Origin of the sequence: Ornithinimicrobium panacihumi (assembly GCF_052073805.1) — a bacterium.
In the GTDB taxonomy this organism is placed as follows: Bacteria; Actinomycetota; Actinomycetes; order Actinomycetales; family Dermatophilaceae; genus Ornithinicoccus; species Ornithinicoccus panacihumi.
This window is the reverse complement of sequence record NZ_JBQGWG010000029.1, coordinates 1-19918: the sequence shown is the minus strand read 5'-3', so window position 1 is coordinate 19918 and position 19918 is coordinate 1. Positions and strand designations below refer to the sequence as shown.

The 19918-nt window shown below is 69.0% G+C and carries 28 protein-coding genes and 1 pseudogene; 17 read left to right on the top strand and 12 right to left on the bottom strand.

Annotated elements, in window-relative coordinates; translation table 11 throughout:
* The first annotated feature begins 49 nt into the window (after nt 1-49).
* Genes ACTMMA_RS16945 through ACTMMA_RS16935 form a run of 3 tightly spaced genes read left to right on the top strand, consistent with a single transcriptional unit; the run spans nt 50 to nt 3326 of the window.
* Complete coding sequence (locus tag ACTMMA_RS16945) at nt 50-1579, top strand: glutamate-cysteine ligase family protein (protein WP_441191284.1); 1530 nt, start codon at nt 50-52, stop codon at nt 1577-1579.
* A 13-nt stretch (nt 1580-1592) separates the two neighbouring features.
* Nucleotides 1593-2015 (top strand): OsmC family protein, encoded by a 423-nt coding sequence (locus tag ACTMMA_RS16940; protein ID WP_441191283.1) that lies wholly within the window; start codon nt 1593-1595, stop codon nt 2013-2015.
* A gap of 21 nt (nt 2016-2036) precedes the next feature.
* Nucleotides 2037-3326, top strand: coding sequence for an APC family permease (locus ACTMMA_RS16935; protein WP_441191282.1), 1290 nt, complete (start codon nt 2037-2039; stop codon nt 3324-3326).
* Here the strand turns inward: ACTMMA_RS16935 and ACTMMA_RS16930 are convergent.
* Nucleotides 3225-3944: a DUF421 domain-containing protein gene (locus ACTMMA_RS16930; RefSeq protein ID WP_441191281.1), complete on the bottom strand. Its 720-nt coding sequence runs from the start codon at nt 3942-3944 to the stop codon at nt 3225-3227. The two genes, ACTMMA_RS16935 and ACTMMA_RS16930, sit on opposite strands and share 102 nt — an antisense overlap.
* Before the next feature lie 68 nt (nt 3945-4012).
* Between ACTMMA_RS16930 and ACTMMA_RS16925 the strand changes: the two genes are divergently transcribed.
* From ACTMMA_RS16925 to ACTMMA_RS16915, 3 genes are read left to right on the top strand one after another with little or no spacing between them, the layout of a single operon-like run.
* Nucleotides 4013-4978, top strand: coding sequence for a GNAT family N-acetyltransferase (locus ACTMMA_RS16925; RefSeq protein WP_441191280.1), 966 nt, complete (start codon nt 4013-4015; stop codon nt 4976-4978).
* Between the two features lie 57 nt (nt 4979-5035).
* The gene (locus tag ACTMMA_RS16920; RefSeq protein WP_441191279.1) at nt 5036-5863 is read left to right on the top strand and encodes an alpha/beta fold hydrolase; all 828 of its coding nucleotides are present in this window, start codon (nt 5036-5038) and stop codon (nt 5861-5863) included.
* Nucleotides 5864-5910: 47 nt separating this feature from the next.
* The gene (locus ACTMMA_RS16915) at nt 5911-6531 is read left to right on the top strand and encodes an L-threonylcarbamoyladenylate synthase (protein ID WP_441191278.1); all 621 of its coding nucleotides are present in this window, start codon (nt 5911-5913) and stop codon (nt 6529-6531) included.
* A 43-nt stretch (nt 6532-6574) separates the two neighbouring features.
* Here the strand turns inward: ACTMMA_RS16915 and ACTMMA_RS16910 are convergent, their stop codons facing one another.
* Nucleotides 6575-6910, bottom strand: coding sequence for a hypothetical protein (locus ACTMMA_RS16910; protein ID WP_441191277.1), 336 nt, complete (start codon nt 6908-6910; stop codon nt 6575-6577).
* 70 nt (nt 6911-6980) lie between these two features.
* Here ACTMMA_RS16910 and tpx point away from each other — a divergent pair, with 70 nt between their 5' ends.
* On the top strand, nt 6981-7478 hold the full coding sequence (gene tpx / locus ACTMMA_RS16905; RefSeq protein WP_441191276.1) for a thiol peroxidase: 498 nt from the start codon (nt 6981-6983) through the stop codon (nt 7476-7478).
* A gap of 12 nt (nt 7479-7490) precedes the next feature.
* Here the strand turns inward: tpx and rlmC are convergent, their stop codons facing one another.
* The 3 genes from rlmC to ACTMMA_RS16890 are packed head-to-tail and all read right to left on the bottom strand — an operon-like array spanning nt 7491 to nt 9619.
* Nucleotides 7491-8612 carry a 23S rRNA (uracil(747)-C(5))-methyltransferase RlmC gene (rlmC, locus tag ACTMMA_RS16900; RefSeq protein WP_441191275.1) on the bottom strand — a complete coding sequence of 374 codons (1122 nt, stop codon included), beginning with the start codon at nt 8610-8612 and terminating at the stop codon, nt 7491-7493.
* Nucleotides 8613-8634: 22 nt separating this feature from the next.
* Nucleotides 8635-9162: a DoxX family protein gene (locus ACTMMA_RS16895; RefSeq protein WP_441191274.1), complete on the bottom strand. Its 528-nt coding sequence runs from the start codon at nt 9160-9162 to the stop codon at nt 8635-8637.
* 58 nt (nt 9163-9220) lie between these two features.
* The gene (locus ACTMMA_RS16890; RefSeq protein WP_441191273.1) at nt 9221-9619 is read right to left on the bottom strand and encodes an HIT family protein; all 399 of its coding nucleotides are present in this window, start codon (nt 9617-9619) and stop codon (nt 9221-9223) included.
* 30 nt (nt 9620-9649) lie between these two features.
* On the opposite strand from ACTMMA_RS16890, the gene ACTMMA_RS16885 reads away from it, so the two are divergent.
* From ACTMMA_RS16885 to ACTMMA_RS16875, 3 genes and pseudogenes are all read left to right on the top strand, one after another.
* Nucleotides 9650-9979 carry a DUF1330 domain-containing protein gene (locus ACTMMA_RS16885; protein ID WP_441191272.1) on the top strand — a complete coding sequence of 110 codons (330 nt, stop codon included), beginning with the start codon at nt 9650-9652 and terminating at the stop codon, nt 9977-9979.
* Nucleotides 9976-10401, top strand: coding sequence for a hypothetical protein (locus tag ACTMMA_RS16880; RefSeq protein WP_441191271.1), 426 nt, complete (start codon nt 9976-9978; stop codon nt 10399-10401). The genes ACTMMA_RS16885 and ACTMMA_RS16880 overlap by 4 nt, the downstream gene beginning before the upstream one ends.
* Nucleotides 10402-10421: 20 nt before the next feature.
* Nucleotides 10422-10882, top strand: a pseudogene (locus ACTMMA_RS16875) (PPOX class F420-dependent oxidoreductase).
* Between the two features lie 13 nt (nt 10883-10895).
* Here ACTMMA_RS16875 and ACTMMA_RS16870 read toward each other — a convergent pair.
* The 3 genes from ACTMMA_RS16870 to ACTMMA_RS16860 all read right to left on the bottom strand — a co-directional run bounded on the left by ACTMMA_RS16870 (nt 10896) and on the right by ACTMMA_RS16860 (nt 12131).
* Nucleotides 10896-11282 (bottom strand): four-helix bundle copper-binding protein, encoded by a 387-nt coding sequence (locus ACTMMA_RS16870; RefSeq protein ID WP_441191270.1) that lies wholly within the window; start codon nt 11280-11282, stop codon nt 10896-10898.
* Nucleotides 11283-11514: 232 nt separating this feature from the next.
* The gene (locus ACTMMA_RS16865) at nt 11515-11907 is read right to left on the bottom strand and encodes a type II toxin-antitoxin system VapC family toxin (protein ID WP_441191269.1); all 393 of its coding nucleotides are present in this window, start codon (nt 11905-11907) and stop codon (nt 11515-11517) included.
* Complete coding sequence (locus ACTMMA_RS16860) at nt 11904-12131, bottom strand: FitA-like ribbon-helix-helix domain-containing protein (RefSeq protein WP_441191268.1); 228 nt, start codon at nt 12129-12131, stop codon at nt 11904-11906. Before ACTMMA_RS16860 ends, ACTMMA_RS16865 begins: the two co-directional genes overlap by 4 nt.
* A gap of 246 nt (nt 12132-12377) precedes the next feature.
* Here ACTMMA_RS16860 and ACTMMA_RS16855 point away from each other — a divergent pair, with 246 nt between their 5' ends.
* Both ACTMMA_RS16855 and ACTMMA_RS16850 read left to right on the top strand, forming a co-directional pair.
* Complete coding sequence (locus ACTMMA_RS16855; RefSeq protein WP_441191267.1) at nt 12378-13055, top strand: integrase core domain-containing protein; 678 nt, start codon at nt 12378-12380, stop codon at nt 13053-13055.
* Nucleotides 13056-13059: 4 nt separating this feature from the next.
* The gene (locus ACTMMA_RS16850; protein WP_441191266.1) at nt 13060-13410 is read left to right on the top strand and encodes a type II toxin-antitoxin system HicB family antitoxin; all 351 of its coding nucleotides are present in this window, start codon (nt 13060-13062) and stop codon (nt 13408-13410) included.
* A 301-nt stretch (nt 13411-13711) separates the two neighbouring features.
* On the opposite strand, the gene ACTMMA_RS16845 is transcribed toward ACTMMA_RS16850, so the two are convergent.
* Nucleotides 13712-14059 carry a hypothetical protein gene (locus ACTMMA_RS16845; RefSeq protein WP_441191265.1) on the bottom strand — a complete coding sequence of 116 codons (348 nt, stop codon included), beginning with the start codon at nt 14057-14059 and terminating at the stop codon, nt 13712-13714.
* 75 nt (nt 14060-14134) lie between these two features.
* Here ACTMMA_RS16845 and ACTMMA_RS16840 point away from each other — a divergent pair, with 75 nt between their 5' ends.
* Entirely contained in the window at nt 14135-14662 is a 528-nt protein-coding gene (locus ACTMMA_RS16840; RefSeq protein WP_441191264.1) for a hypothetical protein, read from the top strand.
* A 13-nt stretch (nt 14663-14675) separates the two neighbouring features.
* On the top strand, nt 14676-15593 hold the full coding sequence (locus ACTMMA_RS16835; RefSeq protein WP_441191263.1) for an alpha/beta hydrolase fold domain-containing protein: 918 nt from the start codon (nt 14676-14678) through the stop codon (nt 15591-15593).
* 465 nt (nt 15594-16058) lie between these two features.
* On the opposite strand, the gene ACTMMA_RS16830 is transcribed toward ACTMMA_RS16835, so the two are convergent.
* The 3 genes from ACTMMA_RS16830 to ACTMMA_RS16820 are packed head-to-tail and all read right to left on the bottom strand — an operon-like array spanning nt 16059 to nt 18509.
* The gene (locus ACTMMA_RS16830) at nt 16059-16643 is read right to left on the bottom strand and encodes a hypothetical protein (protein WP_441191262.1); all 585 of its coding nucleotides are present in this window, start codon (nt 16641-16643) and stop codon (nt 16059-16061) included.
* Nucleotides 16631-17815 (bottom strand): hypothetical protein, encoded by a 1185-nt coding sequence (locus tag ACTMMA_RS16825; RefSeq protein WP_441191261.1) that lies wholly within the window; start codon nt 17813-17815, stop codon nt 16631-16633. Before ACTMMA_RS16825 ends, ACTMMA_RS16830 begins: the two co-directional genes overlap by 13 nt.
* A 4-nt stretch (nt 17816-17819) precedes the next feature.
* Entirely contained in the window at nt 17820-18509 is a 690-nt protein-coding gene (locus ACTMMA_RS16820) for an ABC transporter ATP-binding protein (protein WP_441191260.1), read from the bottom strand.
* Nucleotides 18510-18727: 218 nt separating this feature from the next.
* Here ACTMMA_RS16820 and ACTMMA_RS16815 point away from each other — a divergent pair, with 218 nt between their 5' ends.
* The 3 genes from ACTMMA_RS16815 (at nt 18728) to ACTMMA_RS16805 (ending at nt 19918) form a co-directional block, all read left to right on the top strand.
* Nucleotides 18728-19036 (top strand): hypothetical protein, encoded by a 309-nt coding sequence (locus ACTMMA_RS16815; protein ID WP_441191259.1) that lies wholly within the window; start codon nt 18728-18730, stop codon nt 19034-19036.
* A gap of 29 nt (nt 19037-19065) precedes the next feature.
* Nucleotides 19066-19533, top strand: a complete 468-nt coding sequence (locus tag ACTMMA_RS16810) for a Fe(II)-2OG oxygenase family protein (RefSeq protein WP_441191258.1) — start codon at nt 19066-19068, stop codon at nt 19531-19533.
* Nucleotides 19534-19612: 79 nt separating this feature from the next.
* The gene (locus tag ACTMMA_RS16805) at nt 19613-19918 is read left to right on the top strand and encodes an alpha/beta hydrolase family protein (RefSeq protein WP_441191257.1); all 306 of its coding nucleotides are present in this window, start codon (nt 19613-19615) and stop codon (nt 19916-19918) included.

Sequence of the window (19918 nt, the reverse complement as noted above, 5' to 3'; positions counted from 1 at the left end):
GCGGTCCGGGTCGGAGGCGTGAACGCCCCCGATGTGCTTGTATCACTGCATGGGTCAAGAGGTCAGCCGGAGCATCTTCACGCGGGAGCAGCGCCTGGAGTTCAGGCACAAGGTCCTGCAGGACCTTGACGTCTTCGAGCGGATGCTCGAAGGATCCCGGTTCGACTTCACCCGACCGCAGATGGGTCTGGAGATCGAGCTCAACCTCGTCGACCAGGACGATCTGTCGCCCGCGCTGGTCAACGCGGAGGTGCTCGAGGAGATCACCGACGAGGACTTCCAGACCGAGGTCGGCCGCTACAACATCGAGATGAACGTCCCGCCCCGTCCGATGGCCGGGGACCAGGCGGTCCGGCTGGAGCGATGGCTGTCCCAGTCCCTGCGCCGGGCCGGCGACGCCGCCCGCTCCTGCGACGCCAAGGTGGTGGCCATCGGCATCATGCCGACCCTGGAGGCGGAGCAGTTCGACCGGCCCTGGCTCTCCGACGGCGTCCGCTACAAGGCGCTCAACGACGCCCTGGTCCGCGAGCGCGGCGAAGGCTTCGAGCTGGAGATCCAAGGCCCCACGGGGGAGGAGATCAGCAGCTATCACGACACGATCGGACCGCTGTCGGGCTGCACCTCGGTCCAGCTCCACCAGCAGGTGACCCCCCAGGACTTCCCGGTCTACTGGAACGCCGCCTCGATCATCTCCAGCCTGCAGATCGCGATCGGGGCCAACAGCCCCTATCTGTTCGGCCGTCGACTGTGGGCCGAGACCCGCATCCCGCTCTTCACCCAGATGACCGACACCCGCTCGGTCGAGCTCAAGCACCAGGGCGTGCGCCCCCGCGCCTACTTCGGTCGCTCCTGGATCACCTCGATCTTCGACCTCTTCGAGGAGAACGTCCGGTCCTTCCCGGCCCTGCTGCCCGAGCGCTCCGACGAGGACTCCATCGCCATCCTGGAGGCCGGCGGCACCCCGTCCCTCGCCGACCTGAAGCTGCACAACGGCACCGTGTGGCGGTGGAACCGCCCGATCTACGACACGAGCCAGGGTGTCCCGCACCTGCGCGTGGAGAACCGCGTCCTGCCGGCCGGGCCGACCGCGATCGACATGGTCGCCAACGCCTGCTTCTACTACGGGCTGCTGGAGTCCATGACCGCCAGCGGGCGTCCGATCTGGACCAAGATGCCCTTCTCGGACGCGGAGCGGAACTTCACCGACGCCGCCAAGCACGGCATCACCAGCGTCCACACCTGGCCGGGCCTGGGCAAGATCTCGGCCGTCGACCTCATCGCCGACCATCTGCTCTCGGTCGCCGACGACGGGCTGGCCGCGCTCGGCCTGCGCCGCGAGGTCCGCAGCCACTATCTGTCGGTCATCGAGGGTCGCTGCCGCACCCGGACCAACGGCGCGAGCTGGCAGATCGCCGTCACCGAGGCCTTCGAGGCGGCCGGCCACAGCCGCCAGGAGGCGCTGCGCCGGATGTTCGACCTCTACATCGAGCACAGCGAAGACAACGCCCCCGTGCACACCTGGCCCATGCCCCAGATCGATCCCGAAGACACCCCTGGTGCGGGAGCCGCCCGCGGTTGACACACTGGGGGCCATGACCGACGCGCACCGTGCTGTCTCCCTGACCCGGACCGGCCCGACCACCTATGAGGCGACCAACGCCCGGGGCGGCACCCTCACCTTCGGCTCCGGCGGTGAGAGCACCGACTTCACCCCCGTCGAGCTGCTCCTGACCGCGATCGCGGGCTGCTCGGCGATCGACATCGACATGCTCACCTCCCGCCTGGCCGAGCCTGCCTCCTTCACGATGACCGCGGGCGGGGAGAAGGTCCGCGACGAGCAGGGCAACCACATGGGGCCGATCACCGTCCAGGTCTCGGTCACCTTCCCCGAGGGGGAGGAGGGGGACGCGGCCCGGGCCCGGCTGCCGGAGGCCGTGGCCATGTCGCGGGACCGGCTCTGCACCGTGTCGCGCACGGTGCTGCTGCCGACCCCGGTCACCTACGAGATGGACTGAGCGGCCTCCGTGGCGGACACGATGCGGCGCACCCTCGGGCTGGGTGACGCCGTCACCATCGGCCTGGGCTCGATGATCGGGGCCGGTGTCTTCGCCGTCTGGGCCCCTGCCGCCGCCAGCGCGGGTGGCCTCGTCCTCGTCGCGCTGCTCCTCGCGGCCGTCGTGGCCGTCTGCAACGCCCTCTCCTCGGCGGCGCTGGCCGCACGTTATCCCTCGGCAGGCGGCACCTACGTCTACGGCCGCGAACGGCTGGGACCGTTCTGGGGCTACCTTGCCGGATGGTGCTTCGTCATCGGCAAGACCGCATCCTGCGCCGCGATGGCCATGGTCGTGGGCGCCTACCTGGTGCCCGACGCAGCCCGCCTCGCGGCGGTCGCTGCGGTCATCCTCGTCACCGCGCTCAACCTCATGGGGGTCCAGCGCTCGGTGAGCGCCTCCAAGGTCATCGTGAGCGTCGTCGGCTGCGCCCTCCTGGGCGTCGGCCTCTCCGCGCTCTGGCCACGGGCGGAGGGTATGCGGTGGCGCGCCGACCATGTGCTCGGTCCCCTCGGGCCCGGGGCGGGGGAGGGGACGGTCCTCAGCGGCCTGGACCTGCCGTGGCTGGGTGTGCTCCAGGCGGCCGGTCTGCTCTTCTTCGCCTTCGCCGGCTATGCCCGCATCGCCACCCTCGGCGAGGAGGTCCGTGAGCCGGAGCGCGTCATCCCGCGGGCCGTCGTGATCGCCCTGGGCGCGGTGCTGGTCGTCTACCTCTTCGTCGGGCTCACCGTGCTCGGGGTCCTCGGCCCGGAGGGCGCCGCGGCCTCGGAGGCCCCGGTCGCCGCCACGGCCGCGGCGGTGTGGGGCCCGGGATGGGCCTGGGTGATCCGGATCGTGGCCGGGCTGGCAGCGCTGGGAGCACTCCTCAACCTCGTGCTGGGGATCTCCCGCACCTCGTTGGCGATGGCCCGCGACGGGCACCTGCCCAAGGTCGTGGCCACCGTGGCCGGCCCGGACGCCATCCCGCGGGTGGCCGAGCTCGTGGTGGGCGTGGCGGTCCTGATCGTGGTCCTGTTCGCCGACCTGCGAGGCGCCATCGGCTTCTCCAGCTTCGGGGTGCTGCTCTACTACGCCGTGGCCAACGCCTCGGCGTTCACCCTCCGGCACGAGTGGAAGCTCGGGGGCGTCGTCCCGGTCGTCGGCCTGGTCGGGTGTCTGCTGCTCGCGGTGTCGCTACCGGTCGGCTCCGTGCTGGGCGGGGCCGTCCTGGTGCTGGCCGGGATCGCCGCCTACGCCGTCCGCGGCGGGGGTCGGGGCGCTCGAGCCACCGCCTGAGGTCACCGGCGGGGCGTCCGGGGGGACGAAGGTGGCGGCGTCGGTGTGCAGGAGACCGGCCTCACGCAGCTGCTGCTGCACCGTGTGCGCTCCGCGGACCCCGAGCAGCGCCCGGGGATGGACCGGCTGGCCCGCGCGGAGCACCGAGATCCGGCCATTGGGCTCGAGCACGACCAGGGAGGTCTGGGAGGGGTGGCTCACCCCGGCCTGGCGCAGCGCGCTCCACAGCATCGGCAGCGTGAGGCCGGACCTGGCCAGGGCGTCGTTGCGGACCTTGCCGTCGACGGCGAGCACCATCGCCCGCCCGCTGCTGGAAGGCTTGCGCAGCCGGGGGAGGGGGAGCCGGCGCAGACCGCGGAAGACCAGCTCGAGCATCGCCAGCGTCCCCAGCGCCAGCAGACCCCCGGCCAGGGTGGGGACGTGGCCCATGGTGGAGCGACCCACGATCGCGCCCAGGACCGTCACCACGGCCAGGTCCAGGCTCCGCGGGCTCGACCAGAGACGTTGGCCCCACAGCCGCAGCACCGCGCCGAAGACGAAGTAGATCACCACGGTGCTGATCACCACGCCCACCGCACCGGGGCCGGTGATGCCGACGTAGTGCCACAACTCCTCCATGACGGCCCATCGTCGCAGACCAGGAAATGCGTTTGGCGGGGCGCGCCGACCTGTCTGAGACTTGGCCCATGGATCCGTCCCGTTCCGACCACCGATGGGCCCCTCTGACGCTGGAGGACGTCCCCGCCATCACCGAGCTGGTCAACCACCTGGCCACCGTCGACGGCACCGAGGAGTTCTTCCGCGAGGAGGACGTCGCCCACGACATGGGGCGGTCCGGCTTCGATCCGCAGCGCGACTCCGTCGGGGTGTGGGACGGCGAGACGCTGGTCGGCTTCGCCGAGGTGGGTGTCCCGACCACCCCCGACAACGAGGGCAACGGGCGTGGCTGGGTCTCGGGCGGCGTCCGGGAGGGATACCGGGGCCAGGGCCTGGGACGGGAGCTCATGGACCGGATGGAGCCCCGGGCCGAAGAGCTGGTGGGGGAGCGGCACCACGGTGCGCGTGCCGCATACCTGCGCGCCTCCGGAGGACTGGTGGGCTCCGGCGCCGAGCGCCTGCTGAGGCACCGCGGCTATGAGACCGTGCGCTTCTACAACGAGCTGACCCGGCCCCTGACCGGAGCAGTCACCGTGCCCGAGGTCGAGGGCGTGCAGCTGCTCAGCCCGACCGACGAGCACGAGGAGCCCATCCGCCTGGCCCACAACGACGCCTTCCGGGACCACTGGGGCTCAGGGGCCCAGTCCGAGCAGGCCTGGCACGACAACTGGCGCGGGAGCTCACGTCGCGGCGAGGTCTCCACCGTCGCCCTGGACGACGCAGGCGCGGCGTTGGCCTACGTGATCTGCAGCGAGTGGGTCGACCGGGAGCTCTACGTCGATATCGTCGGCACCGTGCGGGAGGCGCGGGGGAGGGGCCTGGCCCCGGCCGCCCTGCTGCGCACGATCGACCTGGCGACCCGGTCCGGCGACTACGACGTGATCGAGCTCGGCGTCGACTCGGAGAACCCCTCGGGAGCCACGCGGCTCTACGAGCAGGTCGGCTTCGTGCACAAGCTCCAGACCACGTCGATGCAGCGCTGGCTGAAGACCTGACCCGGCGTGGCCCGGCCCGTCATGGGCGCAGACGGACCCGGCACGTAGGCTCGTCCGGTGAGCACCAGCCAGCCCGTCACCCGCCTGCGCAGCACGATGGTCGGCAAGGAGGGGCCGCTGGTCGTCTTCGCCCACGGGCTCTTCGGGCGGGGACGCAACTTCTCGGGGATCGCCAAGGCGTTGCAGCCCGGCTACCGGGCGCTGATGGTCGACCTGCCCAACCACGGCGCCTCCGACTGGACCGATCACGTGGACTACGCCCAGATGGCCGAGGCCCTGGCCGAGCACCTGCGCAGCACCGTCCCCGACGACCTGCCGGTGCACCTGGTGGGGCACTCGATGGGCGGCAAGGTCGCCATGATGCTGGCGCTGACCGCGCCCGAGCTGCTGGCCTCGCTCGTGGTGGTCGACATCAGCCCCACCGGGTCGGGGTCGGCCAGCGAGTTCGAGTTCCTCCTGGGCGCGCTGAAGAAGATCGACCTGGACGCGCTGGAGAGCCTGGGTGACGCAGACCGGGCGCTGGCCAAGGACGTGCCCCAGCCGACCCTGCGCGGATTCCTCCTCCAGAACCTGCGCCGCGACCGCGACGCGGGGACCTTCTCCTGGCAGCCCAACCTGGACCTGCTGCTGTCGGACCTGCCGGTCATCATCGACGACATCCCGCACCAGGATCGGGTCTTCGACGGGCCCGTGCTGTGGATCGCCGGCGACGAGTCTCCCTATGTCACCGACGAGCAGGCCCCGACGATGCGGGCGCTGTTCCCCTCCACCCGGCTGGTGACGATCAAGGGGGCCGGGCACTGGGTGCACTCCCAGCAGCCCAAGGTCTTCACCGCGACGCTGCGCTACTTCCTGGACGCGGTGACGAAGGACGCGTCCGCCTGAGGGCGATCTTCCCGATGCGGACCTGCCCGGGTGGCTAGAGTCGGTGCATGGCGACCTTCCTGGACATCCACCCCGTCGACCCCCAGCCCCGGCTGATCAGCAGGGTGGCCGAGGTGCTGCGGGGAGGTGGGCTGGCCGCCTTCCCGACGGACGCCTGCTACACCCTCGGTGCGCGTCTGGGCGACCCGGACGCCAAGGCGAGGATCATCGACATCCGCCGCCTGGACGAGAAGCACCACTTCACGCTGATGTGCGCCGACTTCGCCCAGCTGGGGCAACTGGTCCAGCTCGACAACGCGGTCTTCCGGGCCGTCAAGGCGGCGACGCCGGGCAGCTACACCTTCATCCTGCCCGCGACCTCGGAGGTCCCCAAGCGCCTGCTGCACCCGAAGAAGAAGACCGTCGGTGTCCGCATCCCGGACCATCCCGTCTGCCGTGCCCTGCTCGCCGAGATGGGTGAGCCGCTGCTGACCAGCACGCTGCTGCTGCCGGGGCACCAGGAGCCGCTGGACCACGGCTGGGAGGTCAAGGAGGCCCTCGACCACGTGGTCGACGTCGTCATCGACGGTGACCAGACGGGGTGCGAGCCGACGACCGTCGTGGACCTGTCCTCCGGCTACGCCGAGGTGGTCCGGGTGGGTGCAGGAGACCCCGAGCCCTTCGAGTAGAGGTGCGTGGCCTCCACGGACGGACCCGGGGTCTCCCGGACGTTCACTGGCCGGGCTGCCACTCCAGGTCGGCGGTGCCGTCGCCGAGGGCGGAGACGATCTCCTCGGCGATGACCTCCTGGATGTGGGCCTGACGCTCCTCGGTGGGGGCGTTGACGCTGAACTGCAGGCCGGCGGGCTCGCGGTTGACGATGCGGATCCGGACCGAACCGCCCTCGCGGAAGGGGATGGTGTAGCCGTCCTGCTCGCGGAGGGACCCACGGTGCAACTGGGCCTCCTCGATGATCTGCTCGAGACGCTCCTGCGGCTGCTCCAGCTCCAGGAAGGCCGTGCTGTGCACGACATTGGCATCAGGCACCGCATTGAAGGTGTTCGTCATCGTTGTCCAACTTCCTCGTCGTCCTCCGGTGGGCTGGGTCCATTGTCTCATCAGTGGTAGAAACGAGGGCATGGCCACCATCACCTTCAAGGGAAACCCCCTGACCACCGCCGGCGAGCTGCCCTCCGTGGGCTCCGAGGCGCCGTCCTACACCCTCGTCGGCACCGACATGGGTGAGGTCACCAGCGACGAGCTCGCCGGCCGCCGCGTGATCCTCAACATCTTCCCCAGCCTGGACACCGGCACCTGCGCCGCGTCGGTGCGCAAGTTCAACGAGCTCGCCGCCGGCCTGGACAACACCACCGTCGTCTGCGCCTCCCAGGACCTGCCCTTCGCCCAGGCCCGCTTCTGCGGCGCCGAGGGGATCGAGAACGTCACCGCCGCCTCCGCCTTCCGCAGCAGCTTCGGCGAGGACTACGGCGTCAAGATCACCGACGGTCGGATGGAGGGCTTGCTGGCCCGCGCCGTCGTGGTGGTCGACGAGACCGGCAAGGTCGTCTACACCCAGCTGGTCGACGAGGTCACCGAGGAGCCCGACTACGACGCGGCCCTCGCCGCCCTCAACTAGGACCCACCCGGGTCAACCCACCCGCTCCAGGTCCACCATCACCTCGTGGTGGTGGGTCTGGGGGAACATGTCGAACAGGCGCGCATGCCTCACCCGCAAGGTGGGCATGCGCGCCAGGTCGTCTGCGAGGGTCCGCGGGTTGCAGCTGGAGTAGACGACCCGTCGCACGCCTGAACCCTCCAGCCAGTCGGCCAGGGGACCGATCCCGCGCCGGGGCGGGTTGACGACGACCAGCTCGGGCGCCGTCCTCTCCTGCAGGTATGTGGTCGCGTCCCCGGTCTCGAAGCTCGCCTCGATCCCGTGCTCGGCCGCGCTCTGCCGGGCGCTGAGCACCGCCTCGTGCGACTGCTCGATCCCGAGCACCTCACGGCCGGGCGCGGCGAGGTGGAGGGCGAAGCCCCCGACGCCGCAGTAGAGGTCCCACACGCTGCGGGGTGAGGCGTCCGCGACCCAGTCCCGGGCCTGGGCGTAGAGGCCGGCCGCGACCGTGGTGTTGGTCTGGAAGAAGCTGCGGGTGCGCAGGTGGAGCGTGATGTCGTTGACCCTCATCGGCAGGGTCTCCCGCGGGGTCAGGACGATCTCCTCGGGTCCTTCGAGCACGGCCTTGTGCTCGGGCTGCAGGTTCACGCTCGCCACGCGGGTGCCGGGCAGCCGCTCACCGAGCAGGGGGAGCAGCTCGGTGACGCGGCGGAGCTGGCCGGGGGAGCGGAGCACGAAGCGGACCATCAGCTCCCCGTCGGGGGAGTGGGTGACCAGGAGGTGCTTGAGCTCACCCTGGCGGGTCGGGACGTCGTAGGGGGTCAGCCCCGCCGCGCCGACCAGGTCCGCCAGCACCGGGATCGCCGCGGCCAGGCCGGGCTCGTGCAGGCCGCAGTGGCGCAGGTCCACCCCGAGCCCGTGCTCGTCGAGGATGCCGAGCGTGGGGGAGTGCTTGGTCCCGCCGACCACGAGCTTGGCCTTGTTGCGGAAGCCCTCCTCCGGGCCGGCGAAGGGGGCCAGCCAGGCACCGTCCGGCACGTGGGCGCCCAGCAGCTCACGCAGGTGCGCGGAGGCGGAGGCGAGTTGTGCGGCATACCCGACCCCCATGAGCGTGCACGAGCGGCACGCACCGGCGTCGAAGTAGTCGCACTGCACCCGGGGAGCCTAACGAACGCTGCTACGGACGTCCGTCGGTGCGCATCGAGTCCAGGGACCAGCGGCCGGCACCGGTGAAGGCGAGCGCGAGCGGCAGCGCGACGAAGAGCAGTGCGTTCTCGCCCGTCAGACCGCCGGTCTCCGACAGGAGGGTGTAGTCGAGGCGGGAGGCCACGGCGAGCGCCCAGATCGCCGACATCATCGCGGCGCACAGGAAGGCCGCGGGCCGGGTGAACAACCCTACCGCCAGCAGGATGGGGAGCGCGACCTGACCCAGCATCACCAGCCAGGCGAACAGCTCGGGGGCCTGGGCGCCGATGACGTTGGAGTCGACGGCGCGGGTGAAGGCAGCCATGTCGGAGGCCTTGGCGATCCCGTGGGGGAGCAGCAGCAGGGACGTGAGGCGCAGCAGGAGCAGGCCGAAGTCGAGCCCGCGTCCGTGCATCTCCTCGGGGTAGTCCGGGGAGTCCCAGTCGTAGACCTCACGGTGGTAGCGCGCGGCCTCGTCGTCGAGGTCGGCGGTGCGGTGCTCCCGGGGCTGACCGGTCATGGGAGTTCTCCTCTGCAGCCGTTCGCAGCAGGATAGGGGCCGGTCCGGGCTTCGTCCCTCAGGCGCGGCCGAGCGCGGCGCGGATCGCGTCCGCGTCGGTGGCGAGGGCCTCGGGGGAGCGGGGTCCGCGCCGGTCTGCGTCGAAGTCGCCCATGTCGTCGGCGGGGAAGAGGTGGATGTGGGCGTGCGGCACCTCGAAGCCCTGGATGACGAGGCCGATCCGCTCGCGCCCGAAGACCTCCATCTGGGCCTGCCCGATGCGCCGGGCGACGGACATCAGGTGGGCGGTGGTGTCGTCGTCGAGGTCGATCCAGTGGTCGATCTCGGCGCGCGGGACGAGCAGCACGTGGCCGGGGGTGAGCGGCTCGATGTCCATGAACGCCGCGCACACGTCATCGGCGTGCACGAGCTGGCCGGGGATCTCGCCCTCGATGATCTTGGTGAAGATGGTCGCCATGGCTCGACGATAGACGTCTAGTCTGCGGGTATGGCCAAGGGTTACTGGATCGGACGGGTCGAGGTGCAGGACGAGGCCGCCTACCGGCGCTACGTCGAGGCCAATGCGGCGGCCTTCTCCCGGTATGGGGCTCGCTTCCTGGTCCGTGGCGGCACCTTCGAGGCGGTCGAGGGGGAATCGAGGTCGCGCAACGTGGTCATCGAGTTCGACGACTACGCCACGGCGCTGGAGTGCTACCGGTCGCCGGAGTATGCCGAGGCGATGGCGCACCGGTTGCCCGCCGCGGTCTCCGACATCATCGTGATCGAGGGCTATGACGGCTCGCAGCCCGGGGAGGGAGCTCCCGGGACGGGATCGTGAGCGAGAAGCAGGTGGTGGGCTGCCGCCGGTGCGGCCGCGCCCTGAGCCGGGAGGTCTACCCGCTGCCCGAGATGCCGCAGCCGGAGCTCCGAGCAGGGGGCGAGGGCTACGACCCGACGGTCCCGGTGGGCTACGTGGCGGTAGACCCCGTGGGCATCGGCCGCGACGCCACGGGCGCGACGGTCGGGACCGTGGGGTGCCTGGTCACCCATATCGACGACGGCCTCGACCTCGTCCCGCACGAGGACGCGGCCCGCCACCACGGGTGCTGCGCGGACGACGGGCTCGACGGGCCCAACCTGCGTTGCCCGGGGTGCCGTTCGGAGATCGCCACGCTGCGTGACGACTGCTGGAGCCCGCAGGAGCTGCGCTTCGAGCCGGACGTGGCGGCGCTCATGCCGTTGAGCAAGACCTGGACCTGACGCCGGTCTACCGTGGGCCCATGGCCAGGACGATCGCGACGAACACGGACGTGGACCTCGCCGGGCTGCTGGACTTCGTCCGGCCCCGGCACCGGATGATCCTGACGACCTACCGCAAGGACGGGACCGTCCAGTCCTCACCCGTCACGGGGGAGTGGATGATACGGGCAGACTGGTGGTTGCCACATACCCAGAGCGTGCCAAGACGAGGAACGCCCAGCGGGACCCGCGGGCATCGGTGGTCGTGCTCTCGGACGACTTCGACGGCGCGTGGGTGCAGGTCGACGGCGAGGTCGAGGTGATCCTGGCCGCCGACGACGTGCAGCCCTTCGTGGAGTACTTCCGCAATATCGCGGGGGAGCACTCCGACTGGGAGGAGTACCGGCAGGCGATGGTCGACCAGGGCAAGGCGCTGCTTCGCATCACGCCGCAGCGCTGGGGCCCGGTCGCCACCGGTGGCTTCCCCGCGCGGCTGGCCTGAGGGCAGGGTCGACTCAGGAGGCGACGTCCAGCAGCGCCTGGCAGGCGTCGGCGCAGGCGCGGCAGTCGGCGGCGCACAGCTGGCAGTGCTCGTGGTCGTGCTGGGCGCACTCGTCGGCGCACTCCCGGCACACGGCGATGCACGCCTCGACGACCTTGCGCCAGGAGTCGCCGTTGGGGGCCGGGCGGGAGAGGATCTCGGCCGTGGCCCGGCAGATCGCCGCGCACTGGTTGTCCAGGTCGATGCAGCGCACCATGTGCTCGACGTGGTCGCCGTGCAGGCAGGCGTCCGCGCAGGTCGCGCAGCTCGAGGCGCACGTGTTGAGGGCGTCGATGGCGGCGCGCAGCTGGGACAGGTCGAAGGTGTCCGTGGACGGGTGGGTGCTCAGGATGTCGCTCATGCTTCGACAGTAGGGCCGACCTCGGCCGCGCGCAGTCCGAAAGAAGGCGGGAGTGGCTCGTGGCACGGCCACCGGCGGGGAAGGGGGCCGCACCGACGGATGCTGCAGTGTGCACCCCGTTCGCGCGAAACGTGATTTCCGGGATTAGATCGGGGCATGTCGTCGCCTTGGATTCGTCAGGCTGCCCGTGCCAGGGTGCTTGATGATCACGACAACGTGCTTCTCGTTCAGTTCAGTGCGTCCGTCCGTGAACGTGTACGACCGCGTTGTGGCCGCCGCTGTCGAGCTTCGCGTCGCACGTGTGGAGCGGCACCCCAAGCGCCTCCGCCATAGCGATGTAGGCGGCGTCGTAGCTCGTGTACTGAGACCGCAGGTCCCATATCCGCTCGGCCAACGGCGCTGTTGCGTGCCTGTCGATGACAAAGCCGAAATGGACGTTGCGGGCGGCGCTGGCGGCGTGCTCGCCTAGCTTGCGACCCAGCACAAGCCCTCGCAGAACGGAGAGGACTTCGACGTCGAGGATGTGCGGCGCCGCGACCTCACCGCCCAACGCATCGAGCAGCATCTCATCGACCTCGCGTCCCACCAGGGCCTCGACCATCGCCGAGGCGTCGACGACGATCACTGACGCGACCGCCTCAGCGCCTGGACGATGTCACCGCTGGTGGGCCCTTCGTCGCGGTCGAGATCACGTAGCCGCTGAACCATCTCGGCGTTGGTCGGTCGCGAGACGATACGGCTGAGCTCAGCCACGACGTACGCGGACAGCGACTTACCCTCCTCGGCAGCGCGCTCCTTCAGGGTCGCTGCCACATCAGCGGGTACGTCTCGAACATAGAGCGTCGTCATACGCCAATGCTAGCAGTGTGCAAGCGATAGAGGCGCAGCGCCTCGCTCCCGGACTGGGCGAGTTACACCCCGAACTCGATCTGGATCTACGACAGCACCCGCCTAGCTTTCGAGCAGGCACTGGACGCCGAGGGCCTGCTAGAGCAGGCCCTGGACCGGGCCGAGACCCTGGAGCGGGCACTGGGTCTGGACGGGGAGGACGAGGCGACCCCGATCCTGCTCGCCGTCTTCGACAACGGGTCACAGATGATCGCCAGCCACACCCGCAAGTTCATGGCCATGGTCGCCATCGCCCAGCACTTCGGCCGGCCCGCCACCCCGACCGACCAAGCCTGGATCGAGTCCCTCAACGGCACCGTCAAGGCCGAGTGGCCGCACCTGAACACGATCACCGACCCCGCAGTGCTGCGCGCCGAGCTCGACGACATCCGGACCGAGTACAACGGCTCCCGGTTGCCCTCCGGCATTGCGCTACGACCGAGTCCGCAAGAACCTCGACCGCCACCCCAACTACATCCTCGCTGCCTACATGGCCTCGGGCACCTAAGGAAGGCGAAAGGACCTGCCGCAACTAAGCAGACGCGCCGACGCCATGCGGTCCGCCTGGGCGGAGGCGACGGCGACCCAGCGGCTGGACCGCGCCGCCCGTTGCATCTTGGTACTGCGCGTAGTACCGTTATGGGCGTGCCGTGCGTTGCGAAGATCCTGGCTCAGATGCGCGCCAACCCGAGCAACATCCGGTACGAGGATCTCGCCAAGGTGTGCGAGCACTACTTCGGCCCACCCAGGACCAGTCGCGGCTCGCACGCCGTGTTCAAGACCCCGTGGCCCGGCGACCCGGGAGTGAATATCCAGAACGACCACGGCAAGGCCAAGCCGTACCAGGTCCGCAGGTCCTGGCAGCGATCGACAAGAAAGAGGTAGCCCAGTGAGCACCACGATGCCCGACGTCTCGCACTACACGTACCGCGTCAGCTGGTCTCCCGAGGACGAGGAGTTCGTCGCCACCTGCCTCGAGCTACCTTCTCTGTCTTGGCTCGCTCCCACGCAGGACGAGGCCTTGCACGGCCTCCGCGAGCTGGTGGACGAGGTCGCTGAAGATCTGCACCGCAGCGGCGAGCCGGTCCCTGAGCCACTGTCCTCGCGGGCCTATTCGGGCAAGTTCAATCTTCGCGTCGGCGAACGACTTCACCGCCAGCTCGCAATCAAGGCCGCCGAAGAACACCTCAGCCTCAACCAGTACGTCGTCCGCAAACTCGGCGACGCAATCCTGAGCTGACGCATCCGGTATTGGCACCCCTCTGTGTCAAGACGCCGCTGGGAGGTCGTTCTAGTGAACGGGGTGTTGTCCATGCAGTGGGGGCACCAGCTGACCTGGGGTTGGCTCGTCACGTTCTACTCCTCGTTGTTGGGTGCGCGGGCATCTCTCTGGTGAGCTGCCCGTCTCCATCCCCTGTGCCAGCGCCCTAACGGCGAGGTCGGGGTAGGGAAGAGGAGAGTTGCAACAGGCGGGAGGTACTTTACATAATGTGACTTATCGGCGCGCGAGTATCGTGGCTGGCCCGACTCAGGGACCCCTCTTAGGAGGCCGAGGCGTCCGGGCCTTCCTGTATGGAGCCATGTTCGATGTACCGGGCGAGCGCCTCGGCAAACTCCCGATAGCCATGCCCGGCACGAGCAGCCGCGTAAACACAAGCTCGGTCCATCGCCTGACGCACAGTGATTCCGCTCGTCGGCAGCTTCAAGGCGTCAAAGGCGGCACGTCCCACCCTGCTCGTTTTCTCGTAGATGACGAAGGGCTTGTCCAAACGCGAGTTGAAGCTGAGGTGCTCCATGCCCTTGACCAAGTCGGTGTCCCCAGTCGCCCGAGCCAGATCGATCAACCGCCGGTAGGCCGGGTCAGCCCCCAATCCTTGAGAACTCGCCATGTCCGCAGACTACTCGGCAGTTGGATTGCGCCAGTTGTGTACGCAACGAATTCTCTCGCGCCGACATAATCAGGCATGGGACGCACTCCAGTCATCGCCGCCGGCACTCTGGTCGCCGCGGGCGCGCTCGGTGGATGTATAGCACCAGACATAGACGTCGTGGGGGCGATCGGAGTCACGGTCACCGACGATGGTGCACCCGTGCTGGTCGTCGAGCCCTGCGACACGGGAGCCCTCCAGGTCACCCTCTCCGGCGATCGTGACGGTCTGGCCGACGACGAGACCAATGCGCTGCTGGCCGAGTGGACCGTCGACCCGCCCGGTGTGACGGGAACGAGCCAGATCGTGCTGGACGGTCCGGCAGAGCCCTGGGGCGGTGCTGCGGTCACGGTCGAGCCGGGCCGGGGCTATGTCGCAGGCGGCGCCAGCTCGCAGGTCAAGGGCGTGCTCTCGCAGGTCGCGTTCCGCACCGAGGACCTTGCCGACCTCTCCCCCGATCAGGTCTACATCAACGCGACCTCGGACGGCGAGGGCCTGCAGGCGATGCCGCGCGAAGAGTTCAGCGACCGGGTCTGCAGCCGGTTACGCACCTGGGCGTCATGACATCCTGAGCGCCATGCAGCTGCGCGACCTGAGGCCACCGGTCGAGGACGGCCCCTATCCCCCACCCGCCTTCCTGCCCCCGCTCACGGGGACCGAGGTGCACGGGGCGAGGACGTTCACCGGCCTGACCTACGCCGCGGTGCGAGGCCACCGTCCGCTGGCCCTCGATCTGCACGTCCCCGCCGGCGCCGCCGGACCCGTGCCCCTCGTGGTGTGGATCCACGGCGGCGGCTGGACGGAGGGTGACCGCCGGCTCGTACCCCTCCAGTGGGGCCAGCAGACCTTGTTCGACAAGGTCGTCGCCGCAGGCATGGCGGTCGCCACGATCGACTATCGCTTCCTCGGCGAGGCTCCCTTCCCGGGCTGCCTGCACGACTGCGTGGCGGCGATCCGCTATCTGCGACGGTATGCGGCAGAGCTGGGTCTGGACGCCTCTCGCCTCGGGCTCTGGGGCGAGTCTGCGGGCGCCCACCTGGCCGCCATGGTCGCCTTCCTCGGCACCCGCGAGGATGCACCCCGGCGAATGCTCGGAGACCTCGGCGTCGGGACGGGCCCGCTCGAGTCCCGCGCGGCGGTCCTCTTCTACGGCCCGGATCGACTGGACGGTCTCGTGGGTCCGCCTCCCCCGGGTGGCCAGCCGGATCCGTTCTTCGGGTGGGAGGCCTTCGGTCAGGATCCCGAGCTGCTCCGCCAGCTTGCCCCGATCGAGCACGTCCACCAGGGCGCCCCGGCGACGCTGCTCATGCACGGCGACCAGGACTCCGTCGTCGGCCACGAGGCCAGCGAGCGGCTGCACGCAGCACTGCTCGCCGTCGGCGCCGACAGCACCCTGGAGCTCACCCCGGGCGCTGAGCACTGCTTCATCGGCACCCCGATCGAGCCGCACCTGGACCGGGCGGTCGCCTTCTTCCGCTCCCACCTCGGTGCTTAGAGCATCTGGAGCGGTTCGGCCGCGGTGGGTGCTGGGAAGGCCGCGTCGATGACCGCGAGGTCATCCGGTCGGGGCGCGTGAAGGTAGCGTCGGGCACGTCGAGGTCTTTCGGATGGCTGGCGTAGGAACCTCCATCTTCGGAAGACCTCGACACCTACCTCCGGACCGACGCGCCAGCGCCGACTACACCCTCATCTGCGAAGAGCCACAATCTTCGCCGACGCGCTTGGGTACCACCCATCCACTATCGAGCATCACGCGATCGGCTCGACAAGCGTCTACTCCCAGTCCGTTGCGGCAGAGTCGGACAGTCCCCTCTTCTGCGGTCCAAGACCGCCCCCGAGGCAGTGGGTGCAGGTCACGAAGGGACGTTGCTTGAGGCACCGGAAACGCCGAATCTATTGCCGCTTTGCCGCACGGAGGAGGGTTCGTCGGCTTGTACCGAAGGGTTGCCCGGGCGCGGGTTCATCTGCCTTTGTTGGATCCCCAGGCCCAGGCGACGACTCCGATCGCGAGGAGCCCCGCGGACACCAGCGTCTCGGCGGGGTTTGGCGTGGGGGTGAGGATCCATGCCCATGCCCGGATGTCACCGATCTCGTTGGTTCCGAACGTCATGGTCAGGCCTGCGTGCAGGAGTGGCAAGGACCAGGCGATCTCAGCCCACAGGAGACGAGCAAGGAGCAGGCTCTCGGCGGTGAGGGCGCAGACGCAGCTTACTGCGGCGAGTCCGTGGTCAGGACTCGCGGTGATGAAGAATGTCATCGCGGTTCCGACCAGCAGCAGCACTCTTGCTGCCCGCCATAGGGGCAGTGCCCTCTGGGTCACCATGGGCAGGACGGATGTCGGCTCCTTCAGGGTCGCCACTGTCGCGAAAGCGATCATGAGCCCGCACAGGAGAGCGGTCGGGCCGGGGACAGTCACTCCGAGCGTGGCGACCTGCGGCGTGACGAAGACCGGGCCCAGGGCGACCAAGAGGATGGTCGCCGATGGAACGAGCAGGATCGCCGGACCCAGGTGCCACCAGCGCACCGGCCAGGTCAGGCGTCGCATCGTTGCGACTCCTCGACCAGCCGCCTGACTTCTGCGTCGCTGGTGGACGGTGGCTCCGAGAAGGAACTTGTCGCCTGGTAGAGCCACTGGGTCAGGTCAAACTTCGCCTGTGTCGCCGCGCCGTCAGGGCAGGGGCCCTGGGGGATGGTCAGCAGCGCCAACCGCGCACCGAGTTCTCCAGTGCCTCCTGGATGGTCCGGGTCCGGTAACGATCCCATCAGGACATCCCCGGGAGCGGCTGGACCAGCTCCGTCCTCGCGGTAGGTCTTCGGCAGCGGGTAGACGTGTCCGATCGTGGACTGAAGGACACCGAGGGCCTCGAGGGCCTGCGCAGACCGGCCCGCGTGCTGGGGCCAGGCGCAGACGGTGAACGAGTCTTGTTGGCTGCAGACCGGATCATGCGTCGCTGTCGGCACCGCTGGCAGGTCAGGGCCTCCTCTGATCATCACCACCCCTGCGCTCACAGCCGCGATCGCTACCAAGCCGGACACGGCTCGCCGGCCTCGTCTTGGTCGGGTGAACGCGGCCAGCCCGAGCACAGCAACCGTGCTCACCAGCAGGCTCTTGCCCAGGATCATGGGCGCATTGGGTTCCATGAAGATGGGAAAGGCTGTTCCCGGGTACACCGTGGCCGCCCGCGCCGTCCACTCCTCCAGATATCCGCCGCCGTACACCAGGACGAAACAGATGCCTGCAGCCCACAGGCCGGCGTGCGGGGAGGAACGCCAGACCCCGATCCAGGCGCCCGCGACCGAGCAGGCCAACAGCAGGGCCCAGGCAGCCACCACCAACGACGCGTCCGCGGGACGCATCACAAAGTTCGTTCCCCTCGTGAGGGCCGCAACGAGGACCCCCAGGTGTGCCGCGCCGCCCCACAGGACACCGCTGAGCACGTTGACCAGCACGCCACCAAAACGCCCCCGCGCAGTAGAGCTGGCAAGCTCATGCTGCTTGTCCCGGGCGTCCTGCCCGGTGAGCGTGCCTGTCAGTCCGGCCACCAATGGCCCCAGAAACATCACGGTCGACAGGGCATAGTTGGCGGCGTTCGCGCCATCAGCTCCATCGGGCAGTGACCCCAGGGAAACGCCAAGAACAACGGCGCTCAGAAGAAGGACGGCGCCGACGCCCAGACTCCACCCTGATGTCGCTCTGTTCATGACCACGGTGCCCATGGCCTCACCCCGTGACTGAGAGAAAGAACTGCTCCAGCTCCGCCGCGGCGTGCGGGGGCTGAGCGACCGTTCGCAGCGCTCCGGCCCACGCCAAACGTCCACGATTCAAGATGATGATGTCGTCCGCTGTCGCGACAACGTCTTCCACCAGGTGGGACGACAGCACGATCCCCACCTCCCCCTTGAGGGAACGCAAGAGCCCGAGCAGATCGTGCCGTTGGGCCGGATCCAAAGCATTGCTGGGCTCGTCCAGCACCACCAACGTTGGCTCGCCCAAGAAGGCCTGGGCCAGTGCCACACGCCGCCGTAGTCCCCCCGAGAGCGCACCAACGCGCGTGCGCCGGTAATCACCGATGTCCAACAGGTCCAGCACCCGAGAAATCTGCCCATCCCACTGCCTGACAGGCAGCTCCTTGAGCCACGCGCAGTACGCAACAAACTGCTCCGTCGTCAAAGTGGGGTCGATCCGCAAGTCCTGCGGCACATACCCAACCCTTGCGCTCTCCGCCGAGGGACTGAGGCTGCCCGACTGCACCGAGAACGCCCCCGTCAGCAGCGACAGCAGCGTCGTCTTCCCCGCCCCGTTAGGACCGAGGAGACCAACACAGTCACCCGACACCTCGAAACTGATGTCATCCAGGGCGACCGAGCTGTTCTTATAGGCAAAAGAAAGCCCAGTGGCGGTCAGTCGCAAATGCTCACGTGTCCGCTGGGCTTGCCGGCCAGGTCACCTGAGTAGTTCCACGTCGAACGCGAGTAGTACTCACCTGCCCCCCCGAAGGCTGCTGCTGCTCCTGGGCCTACGACCAACGCCGCTACGAGTGCGACAGTCCTACCAGGAGCCCGTTTCATAATCTTCCCCTTGCTCGATCACAACGCTGTGTTCGGATAACCTCGCACACTACTGGTCACGTGACAGACGGTCAAGGCCACGCCGAGGGTGAGGACGCCCCCACTCCGGTCGCCATCACTCCCCGGTCTCCCTGGCCCAGCTCCCAGGAACAGGTCACCGGCGACCTGGCCAGCTTCGGTCGCACCCTGCTCCTGGCCGTCCTCGGCGGCGGCGCGCTCTTCGTGACGATCGTCACCCTCGCTGACGTCCTCGTGCGCCGCAAGGACCTCGACCGCCGCCGCCCCTGGCGCCACCCGAGGCGCATTGGGCCTCCACTAACCCAGTACGCGACCAGGCGATGCACGTATCTGGTGGACGCCCACGACTAGCTGCTCCCTAGGCCCGTGGTGGTGGGGGCATGCACGCTCAGCGCGGTGACCGCATCCTCAAGATCACCTCGCCAGTCCTGTACCTGGATCGCGTCGGACGACCCGCGGTCTTCCTTCGCGAACCAGATGAAGCCAACCAGGTATCGGTGCGTGAAGAGCTCGCCGCCTGCCTTTCGTGGCTCATCGATAGATGCCGACCTGGGGCACCCGGCGTCGTTGGGCTTGAACTCAACACGCCCGGTGACGGAATCATCAGCAACAACCGGACTCTCGTCCACGGCCGCACACCCTTCGTCGACGTTGGCAGTCAGCGTCGACGCCTTGCGCGCAAATGCTGGACGAGCGCCCCCGGATTCTCCAGCCTAAGCCAGGCACCCGGGCTCTGGGTGGATGAGCAGTACTCAACCGAGGTTCCGGACGTGTTCGACCCTGCTCTGCTCGACGGGATGTGGGATTTTGACCCCGCCAGTCAGCAGAACCGTCTGGTGACGGTCTGAGGCGAGTGGCACCAAGCCTACTGGCGCACCCTCGGACCCTGCAGACTTGGATGGCTGTGTCAGTTCCAGGATCCTCCTGATGCATGGTCGGACGCCGCTCGAAACGCACAGAGCACGTAACTGCGCTCGGCGGCACCGTGCGCAGCCAGGGTCTCGCCACATCCATGTCCACCAGGGCGCCCCGGCGACGCTGCTCATGCACGGCGACCAGGACTCCGTCGTCGGCCACGAGGCCAGCGAGCGGCTGCACGCAGCACTGCTCGCCGTCGGCGCCGACAGCACCCTGGAGCTCACCCCGGGCGCTGAGCACTGCTTCATCGGCACCCCGATCGAGCCGCACCTGGACCGGGCGGTCGCCTTCTTCCGCTCCCACCTCGGTGCTTAG